The organism is Kribbella sp. NPDC003557, from assembly GCF_040610805.1.
In the GTDB taxonomy this organism is placed as follows: Bacteria; Actinomycetota; Actinomycetes; order Propionibacteriales; family Kribbellaceae; genus Kribbella.
Genome location: NZ_JBEXMY010000003.1, coordinates 646,722 through 670,841 on the forward strand (window position 1 = coordinate 646,722; position 24,120 = coordinate 670,841).

The following is a 24,120-nucleotide window of genomic DNA, read 5'->3' on the forward strand; positions in this document are numbered from 1 at the left end:
TGACGCGGCCGCACGCGGCCCCGTTCCATCGAGAGTGTTGCGGCCGGATCACCAACCCACCACGGTCGGCGGGCCGCCGATCAGTTCCTCCAGGCGAGCGACGAAGCGAGCGCGCGGCTCGAGATCGAGCGCGTGATGCCACTCCGGGAGGAGCGGTCCGTCGCGGACCAGCCGGTGCTGCCGGAAGCGGTACGCGGCGAGCGCTTCGGCGACGGCGTTCTCGCCGAGATACCCGAAGGTCTCCACGGTCGGTGTGTCGAGTGTCTTCTCGTCGAGCGCCGCGTTGGCGTGCGCGATCCCGAACCCGTGCAGGACGGCGTACAGGTCGGTCAGCGGTTCGCGCAGCGGGCCGGCGCCGCCCGGTACGTCGGAGGACAGCAGGACCTGGTGGCCGAGCTCGTGCGACGCTGCGGCGATCAGCACGGTCGGGTCGGCGAGGATGCCGGAGCCGAGCATCACCGCGGTGTGGCCGGGCAGCAGCTCGACACCCGGCAGGCAGTAGGTCAGGTCGGTCCAGCGGCCGGCGGCCGCGGCCTCGCCGGCGGCGGTTCCGGGGTCCGGGCGGCCGGGTCGCTGCTCGAGCCCGGCCCGGCGTACGGGGTCCGGCTCCGCCGCGATCTCCCGGCAACGGACCAGCTCGGTGAGGAAGTCGAGGAACGCGAACCGCTGGATCTCCGGCAGCAGGCCATCGCTGTCGTCGTGGACGCCGCACTCGACCAGGAGCTCCTCGAACCGGTCATCGGTCGCGGGACCGGCCATCCGCGAGTACTTCCGTACGGCGGCTACGTCCTCCACGGCCGCACCGCGGAACGCCGGGAGGGACTGCGCGACATACGCGGCGACGAGAGTGGCTGCGAGCAACTGTCCCGCCTCGACGACCTGCTCCAGCTGGAAGCTGAACCGGATCCGCGCCGACGGGATCCCCATCCGCTCGCTCACCTTCACGCACACCTCACGCGCGGCCTCGGCCGACCCGTCGTACCCGGCCGGCACGAACTCCCCCGGCACCACGGCCGGCCGGCGCAGCGCGTCGGTCCCGAAGTGATCGACGAGCAGCCGCAACGCCTCGTCGACCCACCGCCGCGCCCCGCCCGGCAGCTCGACCTTCGGAGCGCGCACGAGATCCCGGAAGGACATGTCCATGCGAACTCCGACGGCGCCAAGGCATACCGCGGTTCCGCGCGCTTTGAGGAAGTAGCCTCGGGCGCCGTAAGCACACATCGAGCAGACGCGTCGATCGCCGTCGTTCCTCGACCACGCCTACGTCCACCAGCATGCCGTGAACACAATCGCGGCCCAGCGCGTAGCCCGCCTCGAGTCAACAGCGGTCAGCGGACTCCATTCCGCGCCAGTCATCGGTGCCCCGATCAAGCCCCTAGGTGCGACGCCTCCATCGCCGGCCCGTGGACTTCCTGGCGGCCGAAGCATCGGCTCGCACACCACGCTTGGCGCCAGTCAGGTCCGCGAGCAACCCACCGCCAACCACGTACTCTTCGTACGGACGGACGTTGCCGAGTTCTCGACGAATGACTTTCTTGTCGATGCTCGGCGAGACGGTCCACGATCCCAGGTCCCCACTGAATTTCATCCAGTCCCCCCAACCTCCACCAGCCGAACAAGGAACTTCCCAGCTTAGACGTTCCGCTGCTTCGACAACATAGCACTGTAGATCGCTGATCGACGGAACCATCCGTAGCAGATCCAGAAGCAATTCAGACCGGCCGCGCCGACGAGTAAGGCCCAGACCCCATGGGCTCCGAGCAGAGAATACGACTCGTCGGTCCAGGAGCGGCTACCTACCGCGCGGAGATAGACTGACGCTGCCGCCAACGATGTGATGAAGCTTGCCAATGAGCTGATTCGACTGGCCGTGGTTCCACCAAACGGCACTTTGCCGCGTTCCAAACCGATCCAAGCCGAACTGACCACCGGCAAGGACAACATGATCGCCGTGACATCGCCAGGGATGTTCGTGGCACCGGACGACGCAACACGGCCGGCAATGAATATCAAGCAGAACGCGGCAATTGCTGTCACGCCAGCCGCGCCGAAGGAGCCAGGGGGGCGTTCGAAGAACGCGAGCCTCAACTTCCAGGTCAGCGCATCCACGGTAGCATCACGTAGATATAAATGACTGTACCGCTGCCCCAGCCTGGGGCGCATTCGCATATAAGACGACAATGTCGGAACATAATGCTGCAGTTCCTGCCTGGCGAGATAAGTGTTCGGCGGGCCGAGGAATTCCAGGTGATAGCTTGGGGTCAGATGCGCCTTTTCTATCGGCAGCATAAAATGGTTCGGCCGAACACCGAACCATCGCCGGAAGCGGTCGAATAGCCAAGCGATCCAGTCGTCCACAAACTCTGGCGCATGGAGCGGAAGCAGGCGTCGCTCCGTCGTGGACAATACTTCCCACTGTTCATCCTCGCGCACGTCACTGACAGGCACCTTTACGACGATCGCATAGTGGACAATGAGGATGTTGGCCATGGCCCTCATCAACTCTCGTGGTCTCGTCCGCACCAGGCGGCCATCGTCCATCTCTCTGAACAACTTGTCGACAAGATCGCCGGAGTCGTCGACTGGCGCCCGCCCCGCAACGAGGGTCATCAACTCCTTCTCGATGCCCAAGTAGCGCTTCAACGCTCGCTTTCCATCGATGTTCGCGAGATGACGGAAGATCACGCTGACTAATTCAAGATAGTCACCGTACGAGAGCGTTGCCCGTCCGGCACCCTCGCCCGACTCAACTTGGAGATCATCAAATAGCCGACCCTTCTTCACCACCATGAAGGGGACGAAGAAAGTTCCTTCCCGAACCCCGGCCCGCGGGAGGCGTAATGTATAGACCGTCCGAAACTGCGTCGCTCGGGCCAACGGCGAGACTGTCTCCCGAATTCGAGAATTCAGGTTCTTCGGGAACAAGATTCCCTGAATGAAGACGGTGGCCTGGTAAGCGTCGACCGTCGATGGACGCCACGACCAGGTGACGCTCGTCCGGACGTCAACCCTGCGGTTACGCTTCAGGTCCCGGTGTGCGAGAACAGCCGCCACGACGGCGAAGACAAGCGCTACCGAGCCGAACGAGATCGCCCGCGCGCCGTGCCCCCGCGCCAGGTTGGCGAGTGCAGCGCACGAGGCGATGAACGCAACCCCAAGCAGACCCGAGTGAATCAGGCTGTGCCTTTTGCGAAAGAACCTCGTGACCGACCGGGGCCGGCTCGCGTCGGGAGGGAAGGTACCGTCGCCCTCACTCATCTCAAATCAATCGTTTGCATCCGACTCCCCCATCAACACAACCGATCCAGAGGGAACATCGGAAATCGCCCACTGCCGTTACATCCTGCAGTCAATCAAACACTTATCACTTGAGCAGGAGTTTGCCGAGGCGGCGGGAAGCGACGTACATGCCGAGGGCGCCCATGGCGGCCAGGTAGAGGGCGTGGACGAGCAGGAACCAGTCGACGGTGCCGGTGCAGAAGGCGCGCGTCAGGACGACGCCCTGGTAGAGCGGGGTGATCTCGACCAGCCAGCGGATCGCCTCGGGGTAGGTCTCGACCGGGTAGAAGGTGGCCGAGAACAGGAACATCGGCATGATCGCCAGTTGCACGAACTCGAAGTCCTGCCAGCTGCGCATGAACGTCGTCAGCGCCATCCCCGCACCGGCGAACGCGAACCCGATCAGCACCGAGGCGGGCAGCGCGAGCAGCGCCCACCACGACGAGACCAGCCCCATCAGCAGCATCACCACGATGAACATGGCCGAGTAGATCGCACCGCGCAGCAGCGCCCAGGTGACCTCGCCGGTGGCCACGTCCCACGGCCGCAGCGGTGTGGCCAGCATCGAGTCGTAGAGCTTGGCGTACTTCATCCGGAAGAAGATGTTGTACGTCGAGTCGAAGATCGCGCCGTTCATCGCGGAGCTGGCCAGCATCGCCGGCGCGACGAACGCGGCGTACGCGATCTTCGTGCCGTCGGACAACGTGAAGTCGCCGACCAGGTGGGCGACACCGATACCGATCGAGAGCAGGTAGAACACCGGCTCGAAGAAGCCGGACAGGAACACCACCCAGGACCGCCGGTAGAGCAGGAAGTTCCGCTCGACGATGTGCCGGCCGCCGCCGAGCCGGACCGGAACCGGCAGCACGCGGGCCGCGATGGTCGCCATCAGCCGATCAGCCTTCTCGTGAAGCCGCGGACGGCGAGCCAGGTGCCGACGACGAACCACGCCAGCAGGTAGGTGACGTTGAGCAGCGCGAGCCAGGGGTCGACCGTGCCGAGGCTGAGGCTGCGGCACAGGTCGACCGCGTGCCACAGCGGGCTGACGTAGGCCAGCCACTCGATCCAGTCCGGCAGCTGCGAGACCGGGAAGAACGCCCCCGAGAACAGGAACGCCGGCACCACGCCGAACCGGAACACCATCGCGAACCCGGAGTCGTTGTCGAGCATCGTCGCGTACGCCGCGATCGGGCTCGCGACCGCCATCCCGACCAGCAGCGCGACCGGCAGACCGAGCACCCCGAGCGGCGACTTCAACCCGCCGAACAGCGTGATGATCACCAGGAACACCGCGCACGAGGTGAACACCCGGAACGCGATGAACCCCAGCTGGCCGTAGACCACGTCGGCCGGCCGCAGCGGCGTCGCGATCATCGAGTGGTAGAACTTCTGCCACTTCAGCCCGCTCATCACCGGATACGTCGCCTCGCCGACCGCGATCTGCAGCGCGGTGGCGGCCAGCAGCCCCGGCGCGATGAACTGCAGGTAGCTGACGCCGCCGAGCGCACCGGTCCCGTTGCTGTCCACGAACGAGCCGAGCCCGATCCCCATCGCGGCCAGGTAGAGCATCGGCAGCAGGAAGCTGCTGATCATCGTGCCCTTCCAGGTCCGCTTGTAGACGGTCAGCCAGTAGTCGAACATCCGGCGACCGTTCTCCACCGCGAGCGCCATGTCAGTCCACCAGCGTCCGGCCGGTCAGGCGCAGGAACACGTCCTCGAGCGTGGAACGGCGGACCAGCACCGCGGCCGGCTCCAGGCCGCGCTCGTGGACCTGGGCGACCGCGCGCTCGCCGTCGTCGGTGTAGAGCAACAGGCGGTCCGGCAGCACCTCGATGCGCTGGGCGAGGTCCTCGACCTTGCCGGCCAGGGCGTCGTGGTCGGCGAGCATCACGTCCGGCCCGAACCGCAGCTCGGTCACCTCACGCGTCGAGTAGTCGCGGATCAGGTCGGCCGGGGATCCCTCGGCAGCGATCAGGCCGCCGTCCATCACCACCAGCCGGTCGCACAACTGCTCGGCCTCGTCCATGTAGTGGGTGGTGATGATCAGCGTGACGCCGGCTTGTTTGAGCCGGAACAGCTTGTCCCACAACAGATGCCGGGCCTGCGGGTCGAGGCCGGTGGTCGGCTCGTCGAGCAGCAGCAGGTCGGGCTTGCTGACCAGCGAACGCGCGATCGTCAGCCGGCGCTTCATCCCGCCGGACAGCTCGTCGACCTTGACCTTCGCCTTGTCGGTCAGCGCCACGAACTCGAGCAGCTCGTCGGCGCGGCTGCGGCACTCGGCCCGGCTGAGCCCGAAGTACCGCCCGTAGATGGTCAGGTTCTCCCGGACGGAGAGCTCGGTGTCGAGGGTGTCGTCCTGCGGGCACACCCCGAGCCGCGCGCGGATCGCCGGGCCGTCGGCGGCCGGGTCCAGGCCGAGGATCCGCAGCGTGCCGCCGCTGGTCGGCGAGACCGCGCCGATCATCCGCATCGTCGACGACTTGCCCGCGCCGTTCGGCCCGAGGAAGCCGAAGGCCTCGCCCCGCCACACGTCCAGGTCGATGCCCCGCACGGCCTCGAAGTCGCCGTACGACTTCCGCAGGCCGCGGACGTGCACCAAGGACTCCCGCTGCTCGCTCACCTGACCGACACTAGACGGACCGTCGGACAGTTTCCTCCTCGTTTCGCCGGTACCCGAGCCGCTTCACCGCGTACGCCCGCACGCCGGCCGCCAGCCACTCGGGCAGATCCTTGTCCACCATCTCGACGACGGCCCGCTGATCCGCGTTCTCCACCAGCAGATCCCCGAGCCCGTAGTACGACGTGGGCGTCGCGGGCCAGAGCTCGAGCACGCCCTGGTAATGCTGCTCGATCAGCTCCAGCGCTTCGTCCGTGTCCGGGCCGACGCCGCGGTCCCTGGCGGCGGCCATGCGCAGCAGCAAGCGGCGGCCCTCGTCCCCCATCCGCTCGTAGTCCTCCCGCGTCCACGCTTCGGTCTCCCGCACCGCCTTCTCGAATCCGGCCGCGGCTTCTTCGCCGTACCGCTCCGCCAGGTCGTCCCGGAGCCGGGAGCGCGCCTCCGACAGGCCGGCGAAGAACTCGTCGTCGGCCACCGAGTCGTCCCCGGACAGCGCCACGACGGTCCGCTCGATCGCGCCGAGCATCGCGTCCAGCCGCTTCCGCTCCCGCAGCAGCTCCTCCCGATGCCCTTGCAGCGCGGCCACCTCGTCGTCCTGCTCGTCCAGGATCCGCGCGATCCCCGGCAGCGGTACGCCGAGTTCGCGGAGCAGCAGGATCCGTTGCAGGCGGAGCAGTTCGGGCCGGCCGTAGTACCGGTAGCCGTTCGCGGCGACACGGCCGGGCGGCAGCAGGCCGATGGTGTCGTAGTGCCGCAACGTCCGCACCGAGACACCGGCGAGCTTGGCCACCTCGCTGACCGTGCGCTCCACGACACCTCCGGAAAAGGGATTGGAGTATGACGTTACGTCAGCCTTTAGCGTCCCCGGCATGGCATTCACGATCCTGCACACCCGACTGGCCGACCGAGGCGCGGCGCTGCCCGCGGACTGCCTGCGGGTCGCGCACGGTCGCATCACGGCGATCGGCGGCCCGGAGATCGCTCAGCCCGGCGACACTCTTGTCGACGGCTCCGGCGCGACCTTGCTCCCAGGGCTGATCGACTCGCACGTCCATCTGGCGCCGGGGTGCGTCCAGCTCGCGGCGACGTACGGCGTGACCACCCAGCTCGACCAGTTCAGCATGCCGGACGTCGTCGTTGGCGAGACCCCGCGGACGTCGGTCTTCACGTCCGGCATCGGCGCGACCGCACCCGGAGGGCATCCGACGATCGCGTTCCCGCCCATCCCGTACGTCACCGGCCCGGAGGACGCGAAGCAGTTCGTCGCGGACCGGATCGCCGACGGCGCCGACCACCTGAAGCTGATCTACGACGACGGCTCCGGCGCGATGCTGAACATTCCGACGCTCGAGTCGCGCACCGTCCAGGCACTGACCGAGGAAGCGCATGCCCATGGCCTCACGGTGGTGGCGCATGTGTCGACGGCGGCCGGTGCGGTCACGGTGGCCGAGTGCGGCGTCGACGTACTCGCGCACGTGCCGTCCGACCTCATGACCCCAGCACAGATCGAAGCTGTCGCCGGTGTAGCCGTCATTGCGACGCTGGGGGTTGCTGTCGATGGGTTCAACGGCCCGTCCGGGCACTTGCCGCTGCTGGACGAACCAGAGCTGATGGCGAGGATGCCCGCGCGCTGGCGGCGAGTGCTGGACCACCAGTCCCGTCGCTGGATGCCCCCGGAACCACCGGACGGCACGGCGGCCCGCGCCAACACCCTGGCGCTGCACCGGGTCGGCGTACGCGTGCTGGCCGGGACTGACGCGCCTAACCCCGGCCTGGTGTTCGGAGCCTCGCTACATCGGGAGCTGGTTCATCTTGTGCGTGCTGGGCTCACACCGGCGGAAGCTGTCGTAGCCGCGACCAGTGCGCCAGCTGACGTGTTCGGTTTCGCGTACCGGGGACGGCTGACGGTCGGCGCGCGTGCTGACCTGCTGCTGGTCGACGGGGACCCGCTGACCGACATCACAGCCACACAGCGGATCCGTCAGACCTGGGTCGAAGGCGAGCCCATCGTGTACTCCGACGCGCGCGAACTGGCGGGCATCCGCTTCCTGGGCGAAACAACGGCCCGGATCGTGGCAGCGCTGAAAGAGATGTGGCCCGGCTTCCCGTCGCCGGAGGACGTGGTGCGCGAGGACGGCGAGGTGCTGGGCCGCGTGGTGCCGGTAACCGGGGGCTGGTTGCCGACGACGGTCTTCGGCGGAGCCCTCGGCCCGGCGTGTAGCCGCGACGACGCGGTCGAGACAGTCGAGCACGAGGGTCTGGCCAGCCTGACCGAGACCTGGTGGGCGCGGACCGACGGGCCTTGGCAGGAGGCCGTACTGACGGAGGTGCAGCCGGAGCGGGTCCGGCTGCGCTGGAGGGACCCGCTGCTCGACCAGGCGCCGTCAGGTCAGTGGTACGACCTGACGGACATCGACCTGTCCCGTCAGCCTCTGCCTACATAAGGCATCCCGGCTGCCATCACGGTCAGCGTCGGCACGGCGACCGACGTCGGCAGCTCCGCGATCCGCACCACGAAGTCGGCCACGATCTTCGGGTCGAACGTCGGCTCGACCGCGATCGAACCGTCCGGCTGCAGCACACCCTGCTCCATCCGGGCGGTCATCGCGGTCGCGGCGTTCCCGATGTCGATCTGGCACGCCGTGATCCCGTGCGCGCGGCCCTCCAGCTCGAGGCTCTTGGTCAGACCGCTGACGGCGTGCTTCGTCGCGGTGTACGCGATCCCCTGCGGCCGCGGCACGTGCGCCGAGATCGACCCGTTGTTGATGATCCGCCCGCCCTTCGGGTCCTGCCGCAGCATCACGTCGTACGCCGCCTGCGCACACAGGAACGACCCGGTCAGGTTGGTGTCCACCACCCGTCGCCAGTCCTCCTCGGCGACGTCCTGCACCGCCGCGGCCGGCGACCCGATCCCCGCGTTGTTCACCAGCACGTCGACCCGCGCCAGCCCGCCGAAGAACTCCCGCACCGCGGCGCCGTCGGCCACGTCCAGTACGGCGTACCGCACGGAACCGTTGGCCGCGTCTGCGGTCTCCTTCAGCTTCTCCTCGGTCCGCCCGGTCACCCAGACCTCGAACCCCGCGCCGGCCAGCGCGAGCGCCATCTCCCGGCCGAGCCCTGACCCACCACCGGTAACCACCGCGATCCGCGTCATGCCGTCACCCTTCTGCGTCGTCCGACTGCCGTCCAGGATGGCAGCAATGCCGCGGCAACCGCGGTGAGGACCAAAACCTCCAGCCAGACGCCCGCACCGAGCGGAGGCACCAGCTCCTCTGTCAGGTTCCAGGCGGCATGCAGCAGGATCGCCGCCGGTACCCCGCCCCGCAGGCGCTCGCTCACGAACAACATCACGAGCGTCAGCGGGAAGAGCTCCAGGAAGAACGTCAGGCCTTCCTGCGTGAACAGCCCGTCGTCGTGCTGCCCCGTACCGTTCAGGAAGTACAGCGGCAGGTGCCACACACCCCAGGCCGTGCCGAGGATCCCGACCGTCCCGAGCGGTCCGAAGTACGCACGTAACCGCGGCTGCACGTACCCGCGCCACCCGAACTCCTCCGACACCGGCCCCGCCAGGAATGTGTACGCCGTCGCACCGAGGATTCCTCCAGCGCCCGCGACGACGGACGCGGCGTGATCCGGCAACGCCGGGAGGTTGCCGGTCAACGCCGTCGCTGCCAGCGGCGGCAGCGCGCCGAGTACGACGGCGGCGACCGGCCACACCAATGACCGGCGAACGACGCGGCGCCGCTCCCGGTGCACCAGCCACATCACCAGCCCGGCCAGCGACGGCCCCGCGGCCGCCAGCGCGAAGACGAGCATGCCCACGCCCTCGTCCAGATCGGCTCCGAGCACGCCGAGGACTCCCCACGGCACCCAGGTCAGAACCAGACAGATAACCCCGAACTCCACCAGCCGCCGTTTGATCACCGCCACAGCCTCGCCGCGGCCCGACGGTCGTACGAGGGTGCTGGACCGACCCTCGCCGGGGATGCCAGCACTACCCCGCGTCACACAATGCCTGCCCACACCGTCGCATTACTGTCCACGACCCGACTTTCGGCTGCACATCGTGACCGAATGATGACTGAGGGCAAATGAGTGGCGACTCATTCAGAGATGATGGAAAGTCATTTGCGTGTATCACGCAAGCATGTATATGCTTGCAGCATGCAAGTAAACGACGCGTACATCCCGGAGACCCCCATCGAGGGCGTCATGCACGCGTTCACCCGGATCGGGCGCCGGCTGAAGGCCAAGCAGCCCGGCGACACCATCGACCACAGCGCTCACGTCGTGCTGTTCGCGCTGCGCTGCAACGGCGCCCTGCGACTGTCCGACCTCGCCGCGCGGCTGGAGCTCGACGCTTCCACCACGAGCCGGCACGTCCGGTCCCTGGAGCAGCTCGGCCTCGTCCGCCGCTCCCCCGACCCCGACGACGGCCGTGCGTTCCGCGTCGAGCTGACCGAGCAGGGCGTCGAGCAATGGGAGGCCAGCGCCCGGCACCGGATGGAGCTGCTGAGCGCTGCCATGGAGGGCTGGTCCGAGGAGGACGTGCAGACCTTCGAGCGGCTGATGACCCGCTTCGCGGACGGCGTCGCCGCCCTCACCGAGGCACCCACCAGCGCCGCCTGGGCCGACAAGGGCTGGGCCGCGGTCGCGCCGCGACTGCCCCGGTCAGGCCCGGCAGAGCGCCGTACCGAACAAGACTCCGCGGCCGGCCGCAACCCTGCCCCCCGCGAGAACACCGACAACAACCTGGAGAGCACCAGATGAGCACCACAGAGCCCGCCACCGCCGGCGGTGCTGCACCGACCGACGGTGGTCCCAACTACCTGTCCCACAAGCAGATCCTGGTGGTCCTCGGCGGACTGATGGCCGGTATGTTCCTGGCCGCCCTGGACCAGAGCATCGTGGGCACCGCGCTGCCGCGGATCGTCAGCGAGTTCAACAGCCTCGACAAGCTGTCCTGGGTGGTCACGGCGTACCTGCTGACCTCGACCGCCTCGACGCCGCTGTGGGGCAAGGTTTCCGACCTGTACGGCCGCCGCCCGCTGTTCATCGCGGCGATCGTCACCTTCCTGGCCGGCTCCGTGCTGGCCGCGATGTCGCAGAACATCGAGATGCTGATCGGCTTCCGCGCCGTCCAGGGTCTGGGTGCCGGCGGCCTGATGTCCCTCGCGTTCGCCACCATCGGCGACGTGATCCCGCCGCGCGAGCGCGGTAAGTACATGGGGTACTTCGGCGCCGTCTTCGGCCTGTCCTCGGTGGCCGGCCCGCTGCTCGGCGGCCTGCTCACCGACGGCCCCGGCTGGCGGTGGATCTTCTGGATCAACCTGCCGATCGGTCTCGTTGCCCTCGGCATCGTCGCGGCCGTGCTGAAGCTGCCGCACACGAAGCGCTCGCACAAGATCGACTACCTCGGCGCCTCCACCGTCGCCGCGGCGGTGACCTCGCTGCTGCTGGCCGTCTCCTGGAGCGGCCCGAACAACGGCTGGGGCACCGGCACCACGATCGCGCTGCTGGTCGCGTCCGTCGTACTCGCCGTCGCGTTCGTCCTGATCGAGCTGCGGGTGGCCGAGCCGATCATCCCGATGGACCTGTTCAAGGGCCGGATCTTCTCCGGGTACGCCGGGTTCGCGTTCCTGCTCGGCTTCGCGATGTTCGGTGCGCTGATCTTCCTGCCGCTGTACCTGCAGGCGGTCAAGGACCTGTCGCCGACCCGCTCCGGCCTGGCGCTGCTGCCGATGATCGTCGGTATCTTCTCCGCCTCGATCCCGAGCGGTCAGCTGATGAGCAAGACCGGTCGCTACAAGATCTACCCGGTCATCTCCGCGGTCATGGTCGGCGCCGCGATGGTGCTGCTGTCCACGCTGAGCCTGGACACGCCGTACTGGCAGCTGGCGATCTACATGTTCGTGATGGGCGCCGGTCTGGGCCTGTCGATGCAGATCACCGTCACCGCCGCGCAGAACAGCGTGCCCCGGCAGCACATGGGCTCCGCGACCTCGACGATGACCTTCTTCCGCTCGATGGGTGGCGCGATCGGCACCGCGGTCTACGGCGCCGTCCTGACCAGCCGGCTGAAGGACCACCTGGCCGACATCATTCCGAACGCCACGCAGTCGATGGTCGACGGACTGGCCAAGGCGGCCAACAGCGTCCAGGCGCTGCACGGGCTGAAGGAGCCGCTGAAGGGCTTCGCGCTGCACGGTCTGGTCGACGCGATGGACGACGTGTTCCTGGTCTCGCTGCCGTTCCTGGCGATCGCACTGGTCCTCGCGGTCATCACCCCGGAGCAGCGGCTGGCCGGCCGCAACGACGGCCCGAAGCCCGAGGGCGAGGAGTCGCTGGAGTCCTCGGCAGCCGCCGCCATGCACTGATACGGCACTTGATCCGGCACTGATCCGGGACCCCGCCGCTTGACCGAACCGATACCGAACGGCGGTTGACCTACCCGACAGCCGCCCTGGGAAGCTTCCCAGGGCGGCTGTTCTCGTTCTGTGCACGAACCGGACGTCCGCCTGACCCCTCCGGGGACTTAGTTTCGACACGTACCGCAACCGACAGGGACTGCCGCACGGATGAAGACACTTGACCGGCCGCTGGACGACGACGACCGCGCGATGGCCGACATCGGCGAGGTCCGCGACTGGCGACGCCTCGGCGGCCCGCACGCGGGCCAGACCGGACCGCTGCCGGTGCGCCGCCTGATCCGCCGGGTGAAGTCGGCGACGAACTGGAAGCCGTGGCCGATCAACCGCAGGACGGTGATCGACGACCAGCTCGACGGCTGGGGTTTCCTGACCCGCCGCAACACCGAGCTCGCGGTGTACGACGACCAGGTGCTGCCGCACAGCCCGTTCAGCGGCTGGGTCGCGTTCGCGCTCGAGCCGGCCGACGTCGACGCCGCGTCCGCCGGGCTCGACGAGCACTGGCCGGCGAAATTCGAGCTCGCCTGCCGGCACTGGGGACAGCCTTCGTACGTCGGAGTCGAGAGCAAGACCGGTTTCGAGGACGACTGGGCCCCCGGCGCCGGCACCGGCCGCCGCCACCTGGCGGTCTGGACGCCCCCGGGCGCCGAGATCCACCTGTACAGCAACAAGCCGACGCCGAAGTCGACGTCGGTCGGCATCAACTACGTGGTGTACCTCAACGAGGAGGGCTCATGACAGCACTCGACGAGCGCCGGGCCGCCCGGACCGCACTCCGCGACCGGATGGCGCACGGCGACGTGGCGCCGCCCACCGGAGCGCAGAGCAGCGTGTCACAGGACGCCCTGACCGAGAACGCACGCCAGGTCGCGGCGATGACCGCGAACGGCCCGTCAGGCCTGTCCCCCGACCTCACCAAGAGCGTCCAGGCCGCGACCCTCCCCCGCATCGCCCCGGGCCAGGCACGCACCGGCGAGGTGTCCGGCACCCGCACCGAGTCCAGCACCTTCGAGACCCGCAAACCCGACCGCGGCGGACCGGCCCGCTGACAGCGGATCAGACCGCTTTCCAGGGCGCTGTCGGCCCTCAGATCCTGACCCCGCTACCGCCGTACGGTTGCCGCCGACGGCTCGAGTACTGACGGAAGGAACAAAGCCCGGAATGAAAACCCAGGACAGGCCCCTCGACGAAGACGCCGCCGCGATCGCCGACTTCGCCGAGATCGCCGACTGGCGACCGATCGCCGGACCGGACAACGACGAGACCGGCCCCGAGGTGGTCAAGGCGATCGTCCAGCGGGTCACGTCGGTCACCGACTGGCAGCCCTGGCCGCTGCTGCCAGGACAGCAGATCGACGACGTGCTCGCCTCGTGGGGATTCACCACCAAGCGCGGCAGCACCATCGTGGTCTTTCCCGGGCTCGCGTTCGCGGACGCCCGCAACAGCGGCTGGTCGGCCTACGAGATCAGCCCCGACGACATCCCGGCGGCCGAGGCCGGGCTCGACCAGGCCTGGCCGGCGATGCTCGACCTGGCCCGCAAGCACCTCGGCGAACCGGACTACGTGGGCGACGACAGCCGCCCGCACTTCCTCGACGAGTGGCGTCCCGGTGCGGGCGTCGACAAGCGGCACCTGGCCGTCTGGGTCCGCCCGGGCGCGCAGTTCCACCTGTTCAGCAGCAAGCCGACGCGGGACCCGCTGACCGAAGCGGTGGGCGTCACTTACGCGGTCTACATCGACTAGGAGTCCGAGATATGTCGCAGCCCACCGAAGGCCCGCAGCCGCAACGCACCTGGACCGAGACCCTGGACTGGCTGGCCAACCAGCCCCAGCAGAACTTCGAGAACCTCGGCCGCCTCGCCGCGCTGGAGAAGGAGCAGTTCGACCGCCTCATCAAGCAGGCCCAGAAGGTGCCGTTCAAGGACAAGGTCAACGACAAGGTCCTGAGCGCCACCGTTCGGGTCCAGGCGGTCTTCGACCGGGAGACGCAGCGCCTCAGCGACATGGCCGAGCGCCTGCAGAGCCAGGCCGGTCAGTACCTGAACGCCGGTCGTGAATGGGCCGACCAGCAGATCCAGGCCGGTCGCCAATGGGGCGGTCAGCAGATCCAGGCCGGGCGTGAGGGTTTGCAGGCCGGGAAGGAGTGGGCCGGCCAGCAGGCCCAGGCCGGTCGTGAATGGGCCGGTCAGCAGATCGACCGGGCGGCCGCGTTCGGCGGCCAGCAGATCGACCGCGCCGCCGCGTTCCGCGACCGGCAGTTCGACCGCGCCGCGGAGTTCGGCCAGCAGGCCGCCGGTGCCTACCAGGCCGGTGTCGAAGCGACCGGCCGCGGCCTCCAGGCCGGCCGCGAGTGGGGCGGCCAGCAGATCGACCGGGCGGCCGCGTTCGGTGGTCGGCAGATCGACCGGGCCACTGAGCTCGGCGGACGGGCGATGGACGCCGGACGCGATCTCCGTGACCGGGCGGGACGCTGGCTGCAGGCCCAGAAGGGCCGTGTGACCAGGGCTTCCGAAGGCGCCCGCGCAACCATCGCCATGGCACGGTTCGACGGGAACATGCCGGGTGTGACAACGCAGGATCTGGCGCACCTGAGTCAGCAGCACAGCCGGATCATGACCGGCGGCACGTTGGAAGCCCGGCTGGCAGCCGCACAGGACGTGGCGCAGCGGCTCCAGTCCCAGATGGACGCCCAGACCGCGGCCCACGCCCTCGGTGGCCTGGCACCGGCCGGGCAGGCCGTCAACCAGGGGCAGGGCACCCAGACCCCGGCGACCGAGCAGGCCGCCACCACAACCCTGCAGAAGAACGCCGACAACAAGGGCATCGGCAAGGGCTGACAGCCCCCGAAGCTGAAACAGACGCCGTCGAGCCTGGCTCGGCGGCGTCTTCGGTTGTCCGCACGGCAGACTGGCCCCATGAATCCGCTGCAGACCCGGATGGCCACCGTCGGCCTGCGAGCCCTCGCCGACCGCGGCTTCGTCCTCGCCGGCGGCTACGCCCTCCAGGCCCACGGCTTCGGCCACCGCGAGTCCGACGACATCGACCTGTTCACCGACGACCTCGACCCCACCCATTTCGCCGGGTCCGTCGCCGAGCTGGTCGATGCCTATCGGGCCGCCGGGATGGAGGTGGAGGTCGTGCGCCGGGCGCCGGTGTTCGCCCGGCTGGTGGTCGAGTCGGCTGCCAAGGCCGACCTGGGAGTGGATCACCGGCAGCAGCCGCCGGTGCCGATGGAGATCGGGGACGTACTCTCCGAGGCGGACGCCGTCGGGAGCAAGGTCGGCGCCGTCTACTCCCGGCTCGAGCCCCGCGACTTCATCGACCTGCAGTTCGTCCTGGACAGCGGCAGGTTCGACCAGGACACCCTGCTCGAACTCGCCGACCATCGCGAGGCGAACCCGTTGGACCGGCAGATCTTCGCGGGCCAGCTGTGCGCCGGCGCCCGTCTCCCCGACGCCGGCTTCCGGCGGTACGGCGCGACCGCCGAGCAGATCACACGCATCAGGTCCACCGCGAACACCTGGGCCGCGACGCTCGCCGACCGCCTGGTGGACGGTTCATCTGGGACGATGCCCTCATGAGTGACAAGCACGAGGCGCAGCCGGGCGACACCTACGCGTCGATGATCCCGTACGTCGTGCCCGCGTCGCTGGACCTGCTCCAGGGACCGACCGCCGGTGTCGTCGAGCTGCCCACGCGGCTCGACTGGGGACCGGACAACCGGTACGACCTGGCGAACATCGACGAGGCGACCGCCCTGTACAACAAGGTGATCAGCGAGGCGTCGACCGAGGACGACCTGACGCAGCACCTCAACCGCGACGTACTGGTGGCCCTGTGGCCGCGGCTTCGGCTCCCGCGCCGCTGCGCCGACCTGTGGAACCAGGCCTTCCCGCAGCTCGCCGCGGGCAACGGAACCAGAGGATGAAGCCGGAACACGAACGCGCCACCCGGATCGCACTGGACTCGCTCCGCGACAAGGGGTTCGCGCTGGCCGGTGGCAACGCCCTCTCGCACCACGGCATCGGCAACCGCCGGTCCGACGACGTCGACCTGTTCACGAACCAGATGAACCAGGATGTCGGCGAGACCGTCGACGCTGCCCGGCAGGCGTTCGAGGAGCAGGGCTACAGCACGGAGATGATCCGCCAGGGCCCGCACCACGCCAGCATGCAGGTCGCGAAGGGCGAGGAGACGGCACACATCGACTTCGGCAAGGACTTTCGCGCCAAGCCGCCGGTCGAGTCCGCGGTCGGCCCGGTGATCTCGGTCGAGGACGCGGTCGGCTCGAAAGCCGCCTCGATCTACACCCGCGGCGAGGCGAAGGATTTCGTGGACGTCGACGCCGCGATGCAGGCCGGGTACTCGACCGATCATCTGCTCCAGCTGGCCGATGCCCGGGAGGCGTCGCCGATGGACCGGCCGATGTTCGCGAGTCTGCTCGACGACGCCCAGCGGATCCCGGACGCGGAGTACGCCAAGTACGGCCTCACCCCGGAGCAGACCGCCGGACTGAAGGACCGGATGGGCGCCTGGGCGAACCAGATCCGCACCCGCGAGGCGAACCCCGACATCGACAAGTCGGTCGGCCTGCTGAACTCCGGCCAGGCGATGCCCGGTGAGGCACAGGCCGCGGGCTCGAGCGGCGCGGCCGGACGCACCGGGCATTCCCTCAGCCAGGAACGGTCGAAGGGCGAGCGGGGTAGTTAGCCGGCGAGCGGGGTAGGTGGTCGCCGGCCGGGGTGGTCAGTCGGCGGCCGTAGTGGTCAGTCGGCGGCGGGAGATTCGCCGGTGGTTGACTGCTGGTTGCGGCGTCTGGGGAGAGGTCTGGGAGGTTCGGGGTCGACGTCGTTGCCGGCCAGGTGGTTGACGATGGTGTTGAGGACGGCTGCGGTGGGGACGGCGACCAGGGCGCCGACGATACCGGCGATGACGACGCCGGTGGCGATCGCGAGGATGACCGCCAGCGGATGGACGCTGACCGCGCGGCCGAGCAGGAACGGCTGCAGCACGTGCGCCTCGAGTTGCTGGACGCCGATCACGACCGCGAGCATGATGATCGCGATGATGGGGCCCTTGGCAACCAACGCGACGAGGACCGCGACGATGCCGCTGACCAGGGCGCCGACCACCGGGATGAACGCGCCGACGAACACCAGGATGCCGATCGCGCTCACCAGCGGCAGGCCGAGGATCGCGGCGCCGAGCGAGATCCCGATCGCGTCGACCGCGGCGACGATCACGGTGGCCCGGACGAACGCGGTCAGCGACACCCACGCCTTCCGGCCGGACGAGTCGGCCTTGTCCCGGGCCCGGCGCGGGAACAGCCGGACCAGCCACGACCAGATCTGCTCGCCCTGGTAGAGGAAGAAGAACAGGCAGAACAGTGAGATGAACAGGCCGGCCACCACATGCGTCGCCGTCGTACCGACCGCGGCCGCCTGCTGGCCGAGCGCGCCGCCGGACGTGATCTGCTCCCGGACCTGCTTGAACAGGTTGGTGATGTCCGCGTCGGTCAGGCCGAAGTTGATCCGGGCCATGTCGCGGATCTTCTGCACACCTTCGCCGACCTGGTTCGACAGGTCCTCGAACTGGCCGGCGATCTGCGTCCCGACCAGGGTCAGCAGGCCCGCGACCACGATGATCGTCGCGATCACCGTGAGACCGGCCGCGGGACCACGCGGCAGCCGCAGCTTCTGCAGGCCGGTCGTGACGGGCACCAGGAGCGCGGTGAGCAGGACGCCGACGGTCACCGGTACGACGACCTCGGACAGGTACCGCATCCCGTAGCCGATCACGCCGACCGCCGCCACGATCACCAGGAACCGCCAGGCCCAGGCGCTGGCGATCTCCATCGCCGGCGTCACGCCGTGATCGACTCTCTTCCCGGACGCCGGACGCTCGGCAGGTTCGGGGTCGACGCCGGCCGACTCCATCACCTGGTTGTCCGCCACCGGACTCGGCTCGTCGCGGTCCTCGCTCCGGTCCCGCCCCGTCTCGCTCATCCCACCTCCGCAGGCCTTGATGATGACGAGACTAGTGCCCGGTGCGGCTCGATCCATGAATGTGGGCGGCCAGGCCCTCGGCGGCCTTCGGGTTGTCGTCGGCGAGCAGGCCGACCGCCGCGAGCACGTAGTCCTTGTCGACGCACACCTCGGCGCGTTCCGGGACGAGCCAGCCCTCCGCCTGCGCGTTGGTCCCGATCGCGCCGAGGATCCGCGCCGCGGCCTCCGGCGGGTTGTGCCGCAGCACGCCCCCGGACCCGACCAGCAGGTCCACCTCGCGCAGGTCCTTCCCGGAGCGCTCGATCACCCGTCCGCCCGGCCCGAACACGATCCGCTGCCGTCCCGCGTGCCGGCGCAGCGCGACCGTCGCGGCGACGCTCGCCAGCGCCTCGTCGTACGACGCCTCCCGCTCGTCGCCCGGAAGGTACGACGGGTCCGCGCGCCGGCGCTCGGCCGCTGCCTGCAGCTCGCCGACGTCCGTGACCAGCCCTGCCTCGAGGCCGGCCGCGACCACCGGTACGGCGCTCCAGCGCATGCCGAGATCACCCTCGACGGTCCGGGTCACGGGATGCGTCGCGACCACCTCGCGGCCGAGGTTCGCGTCCTCGGGGTCGAGCTCGATGACCGAGTGCACGTCGGTGGTCGCGCCGCCGATGTCCACCACCGCCACGTCCCCGTGCAGCGCGGCGAGCACCTCGACACCGCGCAGGACGACGTCCGGCGTCGCGGCGCGGACCATCCGGGCGAACGACGGGTCCCGCGACAGGTTCTTGCCGCCGATCACGTGCTCGAGGAACATCTCCCGGATCGCGGCGCGGGCACTGTCCGGCGCGAACACGCCGATCTCCGGTACGACGTTTTCCGCCAGCACGTGCGGCACGGCCGCCGCGGTCAGCGTTTCCGTGATTTCCGCCTGGGCTTCGATGTTGCCTGCGACAACGACCGGTTTCCGCCAGTGGTACCTCGCGAGCGTCTCGGCGGCCTTGAGCAGCACGGCCGAGTTGCCGCCGTCGGTGCCGCCGAGCAGCAGCACGACGTCCGGCCGCTCCTTGCGCAGCTCCTTCTGGGTCGTCGCGGTCAGCCCGCCGCTGACGACCGCCACGACGCGCCCGCCGCTGGACAGCGCGACCCGCTTGCCGGCCTCCGCGGTGACGAGCTCCTCGTTGCCCACGACACCGATCCGCAGTCCGCCGCCCGCACTCGAACAGGCCAGCACCTCGGCGTCCCGGACACCCCGGTCCGCCGCCTCCAGGACGGCACGGCACGCGTGCCAGCCGTCCATGACGTCGGTGTCGATCGTCGTGCGGTGCTCGGCCCGGGCGACGAGCTCGCCCGAGCCGGAATCCACCGCGACCGCCTTCGTGAAGGTCGACCCGAAGTCGACCGCCACTACGAGCGTCACGCCATCGCGCGATCGAGGTCGAGCAGCAGGTCGTCGATCGTCTCGATGCCGACGCTCAGCCGGATCAGGTCCGCCGGGACCTCCAGCGGGGTGCCGGCGACCGACGCGTGCGTCATCTTGCCGGGGTGCTCGATGAGGGACTCGACGCCGCCGAGCGACTCCCCGAGCGTGAAGACCTCGGCCTTGTTGCAGATGTCCAGCGCCTGCGCCTCGCCGCCGCTGACGCGGAAGCTGACGATCCCGCCGAACCGCTTCATCTGCTTGGCCGCGGTCTCGTGGCCGGCGTGCCCGTCGAGGCCCGGGTACAGCACCTGGGTGACGGACTGGTGCCGCTGCAGGAACTCGACCACCCGCTCGGCGTTGTCGCTGTGCCGGTCCATCCGGACGCCCAGCGTCTTGATGCCGCGCAGCACGAGCCACGCGTCGAACGGCCCCGCGACGGCGCCGATCGCGTTCTGGTGGAAGGCGATCTTGTCCGCCAACTCGGCGTCCCGCACGATCAGCGCGCCGCCGACCACGTCGGAGTGCCCGCCCATGTACTTCGTCGTCGAGTGCACGACCACGTCCGCGCCGAGCTCCAGCGGCTGCTGCAGGTACGGCGAGGCGAAGGTGTTGTCGACGACCAGCAGCGCGCCCGCGTCGTGCGCGATCTGGGCGACGATCGCGATGTCGGCGACGTTCAGCAGCGGGTTCGTCGGGGTCTCCAGCCAGACGACCTTCGTCCTCCCTGGCTGGATCGCGGCCCGGATCGCCTCCGGGTGGGTGACCGCGGCGGGCGTCATCTCGACACCCCAGTTGCTCAGCACGCGGGAGAACAGCCGGAACGTGCCGCCGTACGCGTCGTCGGGGAACACCACGTGGTCACCCGGCGCGCACACCGACCGGATCAGCGTGTCCTCGGCGGCCAGACCGCTGGCGAACGCGAAACCGCGGGTGCCGGCCTCGATCGCGGCCAGACACTCCTCGAGCGCCGTCCGGGTCGGGTTCGCCGAGCGGGAGTACTCGTACCCGTTGCGCAGCCCGCCGACGCCGTCCTGCTTGTAGGTGCTGGTCGCGTAGATCGGCGGCACGACCGCACCGGTGGTCGGGTCGGGCTCGTTCCCGGCGTGGATGGCGAGCGTCTCGAAGCCGTAGTGGTGTTCCTTGTTCACCGGACCAGCGTACGGCCTGGTCTGCTGTGCTCCGGCAGGCCGTCCCGGCCAGGGACGATCCGTGGGATCCAGGTTGTCCACAGGCGCGTCGGACCGGCTGGCGAATGACCCATTGGGCCGCCTACGGTTGCGCACAGAAGTTCTACGCAGAGTTGCGGTCAGGGAACCGGGCAGGAAGGACGTCGGGGCCGGATGAAGACGCAGGACAGGCCGCTCGACCAGGACGACCTGGCGATGGCGGATCTCGCCGAGGTTCCGGACTGGACCGTGATCGCGGGTCCGGACGGCGACGAGGCCGGGCCGGAGGTCGTGCGCGCCCTGGTGCACCGGGTGATGGGACAGACCGCCTGGGAGCCGTGGCCGCTGCAGGCCGGCGAGGTGATCGGCGCCGACATGGTCTCCTGGGGATTCACCACCCGCCGCGGCACCACGATGATCGTGTTCGACGGCCTGGCGTTCCCCGACTGCCCCGACAGCGGCTGGTCGGCGTACGAGATCGGTCCGGACGACATCGCCGCCGCCGAGTCCGGGCTGGACACGCACTGGCCGGACCACCTCGCCCTCGCCACCAAGCACTGGGGGCAGCCCGACTACGTGGGCGACGAGAGCAGCCCGACGTTCGCGGACGAGTGGGAGCCCGGCGCCGGCACCGGCCGCCGGCACCTGGCCGTCTGGCTGCGCCCCGGCGCCCAGATCCACCTCTACAGCACCAAGCCCAGCAAGGACCCGCTGACGACCTCGGTCGGCGTCAACTACGCCGTGTACATCGACTAGGAGACCCGATGAGTGAGCCCACGCAGGAAGGCACCGGCGTTCGCGCCAGGTATTCCCGTTGGCGCGCCACGTCGCGGGGTCGCAAGACGCTGAAGGCGGCGTACGCGCAGGCGGCCCGCGACGTGAAGCGGATGGACCCGGCGGTCCGCGAGCGGATCGGTCGCGCCAACATGACGCAGTCCGACCTGCAGCAACTGGCGAGCCTCCACGTCGAGGCACAGATGCGCCCGGATCGGTATGCCGGTGTCTCCGAGCGGCTCGGCCAGCGGGCCGGCGACCGGCTGGCGCAGGCGGGCCCCGCTCCCCGACAACCCCGCGTCTCCAGGACCAGGAATCCGGTCCGCAGGATCGCCCGGCGGTACTCCCGCTGGGGACGGAACGAACGCCGGGGGACGAAGGCGCTCAAGGCCGCGTTGACGCAGGCGGCGAAGGACATCAAACGGACCGATCCGTCCGTGCTGCAGGCCATCGGCCGCTCGACGCTGAACAGCGCGGACCTCGCGGCGCTGGCGTCGAGCCGGATGGACGAGGTGTTCCGGCCGGAGGGCCGCTTCCAGGGGGTGCCCGGGCAGCAGAACGGCGCCGGGCGGCAGGGGCAGGGCATCCAGTCCCGGGATGCGGTCCGGCAGGAGCCTCAGCAGTCCGAGCAGATGACCCAGCGGATCGCGGCGCTGCAGCAGTCGATCCTCGAGAGCCAGCAGCAGATGCTCACGCTGATGGAGGAGAACAACCGCCTCCAGGCCGAGATGCGTCACCTGCTCGAGGCCCGCGTCCAGCAGCTCCAGCAGGAGAACGCCGCCACGAACCCGGCCCTGGAGCCCGGCCGGGACCAGCAGCGCGAAGGCGCCAATCAACTCGAAGCAGGCACCGGCCAGGAGCCGGGCGAGCGCGCCGAAGGCGAAGCCGAGGTCGGCGAGACCGCTGAACCCCGCGCGACAGGCGAAGCCGAGATCAGCGAGACCGCTGAACCCCGGACGACAGGCGAAGCCGAGATCAGCGAGACCGCTGAACCCCGGACGACAGGCGAAGCCGAGATCAGCGAGACCGCCGAGCCCCGCGCGACAGGCGAAGCCGAGGTCGGCGAGACCGCCGAGCCCCGCGCCACCGGTGAGGCGGAGGTCGGCGAGCGCCGGGCGACGGGTGAGGTCGAGGTCGGGGACGACAACGGGCCGCAGGTCGGTGAGGGCGGAGAGCCGCGGACGCCTCAGGCCGGCCCGGAGGTCGACGGCGCGGAAGCGCGGAACCCCGCCGAGGACTGGACCGTCTCGTCCGAAACCCAGGGCGAGTCCGCCAGGTCCGCAGAGGCACAAGAAGGCCGGCAGCCCACCGGCGAACTGGACGCACCCGCAGCCGGCCCGCAGGACCCGGCAAGCACTCCAGCACCAGCCGTCGCCGCCCAGCAACCCGGCACCGACCAGCAACTGTCCGCGCAGGGACCACAAGAGCCCGCCGCCGGAGAGGCGCCGAGGAGAACGCCGTCGACCCGCCGGGAACTCGTGGCAGACACACCCGGGCCCGTCACCATCGATGCCGAGCTGATGCGATCTGCCGGCAAGGTCACGGTCAGGGTCGATCCGAACTGCACGCAAGCGAGGCTGGAGATCTCGACCGCCGACACCGAAGGGCCTTCGGCCGAGGCGGTGCAGCGCGCGACGCTCGGGCAGAGCCCCGACGGCGTACTCTCCGCGAAGGTTGCCGGCCCCTCGAACGGCGCTGTGATCACCACTGGGAACAACAGCATCCAGATCGCCGGATACAGCGGTTCGATCGTGGTGAACGGCAGGCAGATCAACGGCAACGGCTCCGACCTCACGGCGACCCCGGCCCCGTCGCCGATCGAGGTGACCGCCGTCGTGCCGCCCGGCAGTGCGCTGAGCGCACGCACCCAGAGCGCCGACATCGAGGCGAGAGGCCTCGACACCGTCGAGGCGCGGACCCAGTCCGGTGATGTGAACGTGGACGCCGCGAGGACCGTCAGTGCGGACACCCAGTCCGGGGACGTGTCCGTCGGCCGGGTCCAGGACCTCGACGCGAGGTCACAGAGCGGGGACGTGTCGGTCGGCCGCGCGGACGGCGAGGTGCGCGCGAAGACACAGAGCGGGAACGTGTCGGTGGACCAGTTCGCCGGCGGGACAGCACGCGCGAACTCCATGTCCGGCAACGCCCGGATCCACGTTGTCGATCCGGCCGCGAACGGGCCCCGGATCGTCCGCGCCGATTCGATGTCCGGCAACGCGACCATCAGCACCTCGAGCGAAGGGGTCGCGCAGAACCTGAACGCCGACGCCACGTCGATGACCGGCCGCGCCAGCGCGCCGCCGCGTGCGTCCACCGCACCGCTGCACCAGTCCGGCCAGTCGGGCCAGTCGGGCCAGGGCGCCAGACCGGACCACCAGATGCCGGGCCGGCAGTCGCCTACGGTCCGCGGCCCTGCCTCCGAACGGTGACACTGCCGCGGACCACA

The 24,120-nt window shown here is 69.5% G+C and carries 23 protein-coding genes; 12 read left to right on the top strand and 11 right to left on the bottom strand.

The window, feature by feature from the left end; genetic code table 11:
• Positions 1-48 precede the first annotated feature (48 nt).
• From ABZW60_RS14990 to ABZW60_RS15015, 6 genes are all read right to left on the bottom strand, one after another.
• Entirely contained in the window at positions 49-1,143 is a 1,095-nt protein-coding gene (locus tag ABZW60_RS14990; RefSeq protein WP_355476995.1) for a hypothetical protein, read from the bottom strand.
• A 489-nt stretch (positions 1,144-1,632) separates the two neighbouring features.
• Positions 1,633-3,258: a hypothetical protein gene (locus ABZW60_RS14995; RefSeq protein WP_355476997.1), complete on the bottom strand. Its 1,626-nt coding sequence runs from the start codon at positions 3,256-3,258 to the stop codon at positions 1,633-1,635.
• Positions 3,259-3,364: 106 nt separating this feature from the next.
• Positions 3,365-4,168, bottom strand: coding sequence for an ABC transporter permease (locus tag ABZW60_RS15000; RefSeq protein WP_355476999.1), 804 nt, complete (start codon positions 4,166-4,168; stop codon positions 3,365-3,367).
• Positions 4,168-4,950, bottom strand: coding sequence for an ABC transporter permease (locus ABZW60_RS15005; protein ID WP_355477001.1), 783 nt, complete (start codon positions 4,948-4,950; stop codon positions 4,168-4,170). The genes ABZW60_RS15000 and ABZW60_RS15005 overlap by 1 nt, the downstream gene beginning before the upstream one ends.
• Position 4,951: 1 nt before the next feature.
• Complete coding sequence (locus ABZW60_RS15010) at positions 4,952-5,899, bottom strand: ATP-binding cassette domain-containing protein (RefSeq protein ID WP_355477003.1); 948 nt, start codon at positions 5,897-5,899, stop codon at positions 4,952-4,954.
• Between the two features lie 10 nt (positions 5,900-5,909).
• Positions 5,910-6,707 (bottom strand): MerR family transcriptional regulator, encoded by a 798-nt coding sequence (locus ABZW60_RS15015; protein WP_355477005.1) that lies wholly within the window; start codon positions 6,705-6,707, stop codon positions 5,910-5,912.
• A 58-nt stretch (positions 6,708-6,765) separates the two neighbouring features.
• On the opposite strand from ABZW60_RS15015, the gene ABZW60_RS15020 reads away from it, so the two are divergent.
• Positions 6,766-8,340 (top strand): amidohydrolase family protein, encoded by a 1,575-nt coding sequence (locus tag ABZW60_RS15020; protein ID WP_355477006.1) that lies wholly within the window; start codon positions 6,766-6,768, stop codon positions 8,338-8,340.
• Here ABZW60_RS15020 and ABZW60_RS15025 read toward each other — a convergent pair.
• Positions 8,322-9,050: an SDR family oxidoreductase gene (locus ABZW60_RS15025; protein WP_355477008.1), complete on the bottom strand. Its 729-nt coding sequence runs from the start codon at positions 9,048-9,050 to the stop codon at positions 8,322-8,324. The two genes, ABZW60_RS15020 and ABZW60_RS15025, sit on opposite strands and share 19 nt — an antisense overlap.
• Positions 9,047-9,820: a CPBP family intramembrane glutamic endopeptidase gene (locus ABZW60_RS15030; protein ID WP_355477010.1), complete on the bottom strand. Its 774-nt coding sequence runs from the start codon at positions 9,818-9,820 to the stop codon at positions 9,047-9,049. Before ABZW60_RS15030 ends, ABZW60_RS15025 begins: the two co-directional genes overlap by 4 nt.
• A 240-nt stretch (positions 9,821-10,060) precedes the next feature.
• Between ABZW60_RS15030 and ABZW60_RS15035 the strand changes: the two genes are divergently transcribed.
• The 9 genes from ABZW60_RS15035 to ABZW60_RS15075 all read left to right on the top strand — a co-directional run bounded on the left by ABZW60_RS15035 (position 10,061) and on the right by ABZW60_RS15075 (position 17,034).
• Positions 10,061-10,666: a MarR family transcriptional regulator gene (locus ABZW60_RS15035; protein WP_355477012.1), complete on the top strand. Its 606-nt coding sequence runs from the start codon at positions 10,061-10,063 to the stop codon at positions 10,664-10,666.
• Positions 10,663-12,273: an MDR family MFS transporter gene (locus ABZW60_RS15040; RefSeq protein WP_355477014.1), complete on the top strand. Its 1,611-nt coding sequence runs from the start codon at positions 10,663-10,665 to the stop codon at positions 12,271-12,273. Before ABZW60_RS15035 ends, ABZW60_RS15040 begins: the two co-directional genes overlap by 4 nt.
• Positions 12,274-12,474: 201 nt before the next feature.
• Complete coding sequence (locus ABZW60_RS15045; protein ID WP_355477016.1) at positions 12,475-13,062, top strand: hypothetical protein; 588 nt, start codon at positions 12,475-12,477, stop codon at positions 13,060-13,062.
• Complete coding sequence (locus ABZW60_RS15050; RefSeq protein ID WP_355477018.1) at positions 13,059-13,373, top strand: hypothetical protein; 315 nt, start codon at positions 13,059-13,061, stop codon at positions 13,371-13,373. Before ABZW60_RS15045 ends, ABZW60_RS15050 begins: the two co-directional genes overlap by 4 nt.
• 112 nt (positions 13,374-13,485) lie before the next feature.
• Positions 13,486-14,067 carry a hypothetical protein gene (locus ABZW60_RS15055; RefSeq protein ID WP_355477020.1) on the top strand — a complete coding sequence of 194 codons (582 nt, stop codon included), beginning with the start codon at positions 13,486-13,488 and terminating at the stop codon, positions 14,065-14,067.
• Positions 14,068-14,078: 11 nt separating this feature from the next.
• Complete coding sequence (locus ABZW60_RS15060) at positions 14,079-15,161, top strand: hypothetical protein (protein ID WP_355477022.1); 1,083 nt, start codon at positions 14,079-14,081, stop codon at positions 15,159-15,161.
• Between the two features lie 78 nt (positions 15,162-15,239).
• Complete coding sequence (locus tag ABZW60_RS15065) at positions 15,240-15,905, top strand: nucleotidyl transferase AbiEii/AbiGii toxin family protein (protein WP_355477024.1); 666 nt, start codon at positions 15,240-15,242, stop codon at positions 15,903-15,905.
• On the top strand, positions 15,902-16,252 hold the full coding sequence (locus ABZW60_RS15070) for a hypothetical protein (RefSeq protein WP_355477026.1): 351 nt from the start codon (positions 15,902-15,904) through the stop codon (positions 16,250-16,252). Before ABZW60_RS15065 ends, ABZW60_RS15070 begins: the two co-directional genes overlap by 4 nt.
• Complete coding sequence (locus ABZW60_RS15075) at positions 16,249-17,034, top strand: nucleotidyl transferase AbiEii/AbiGii toxin family protein (protein WP_355477028.1); 786 nt, start codon at positions 16,249-16,251, stop codon at positions 17,032-17,034. The genes ABZW60_RS15070 and ABZW60_RS15075 overlap by 4 nt, the downstream gene beginning before the upstream one ends.
• A 56-nt stretch (positions 17,035-17,090) precedes the next feature.
• On the opposite strand, the gene ABZW60_RS15080 is transcribed toward ABZW60_RS15075, so the two are convergent.
• The 3 genes from ABZW60_RS15080 to ABZW60_RS15090 are packed head-to-tail and all read right to left on the bottom strand — an operon-like array spanning position 17,091 to position 20,882.
• Positions 17,091-18,329, bottom strand: coding sequence for an AI-2E family transporter (locus tag ABZW60_RS15080; protein WP_355477030.1), 1,239 nt, complete (start codon positions 18,327-18,329; stop codon positions 17,091-17,093).
• Between the two features lie 31 nt (positions 18,330-18,360).
• Positions 18,361-19,731, bottom strand: a complete 1,371-nt coding sequence (locus ABZW60_RS15085) for a glutamate mutase L (protein WP_355477032.1) — start codon at positions 19,729-19,731, stop codon at positions 18,361-18,363.
• Entirely contained in the window at positions 19,728-20,882 is a 1,155-nt protein-coding gene (locus tag ABZW60_RS15090; RefSeq protein ID WP_355477034.1) for a cystathionine gamma-synthase, read from the bottom strand. The genes ABZW60_RS15085 and ABZW60_RS15090 overlap by 4 nt, the downstream gene beginning before the upstream one ends.
• 192 nt (positions 20,883-21,074) lie before the next feature.
• Between ABZW60_RS15090 and ABZW60_RS15095 the strand changes: the two genes are divergently transcribed.
• Positions 21,075-21,656 carry a hypothetical protein gene (locus ABZW60_RS15095; protein ID WP_355477036.1) on the top strand — a complete coding sequence of 194 codons (582 nt, stop codon included), beginning with the start codon at positions 21,075-21,077 and terminating at the stop codon, positions 21,654-21,656.
• Positions 21,657-21,664: 8 nt separating this feature from the next.
• Complete coding sequence (locus ABZW60_RS15100; RefSeq protein WP_355477038.1) at positions 21,665-24,103, top strand: DUF4097 family beta strand repeat-containing protein; 2,439 nt, start codon at positions 21,665-21,667, stop codon at positions 24,101-24,103.
• Positions 24,104-24,120: the final 17 nt, after the last annotated feature.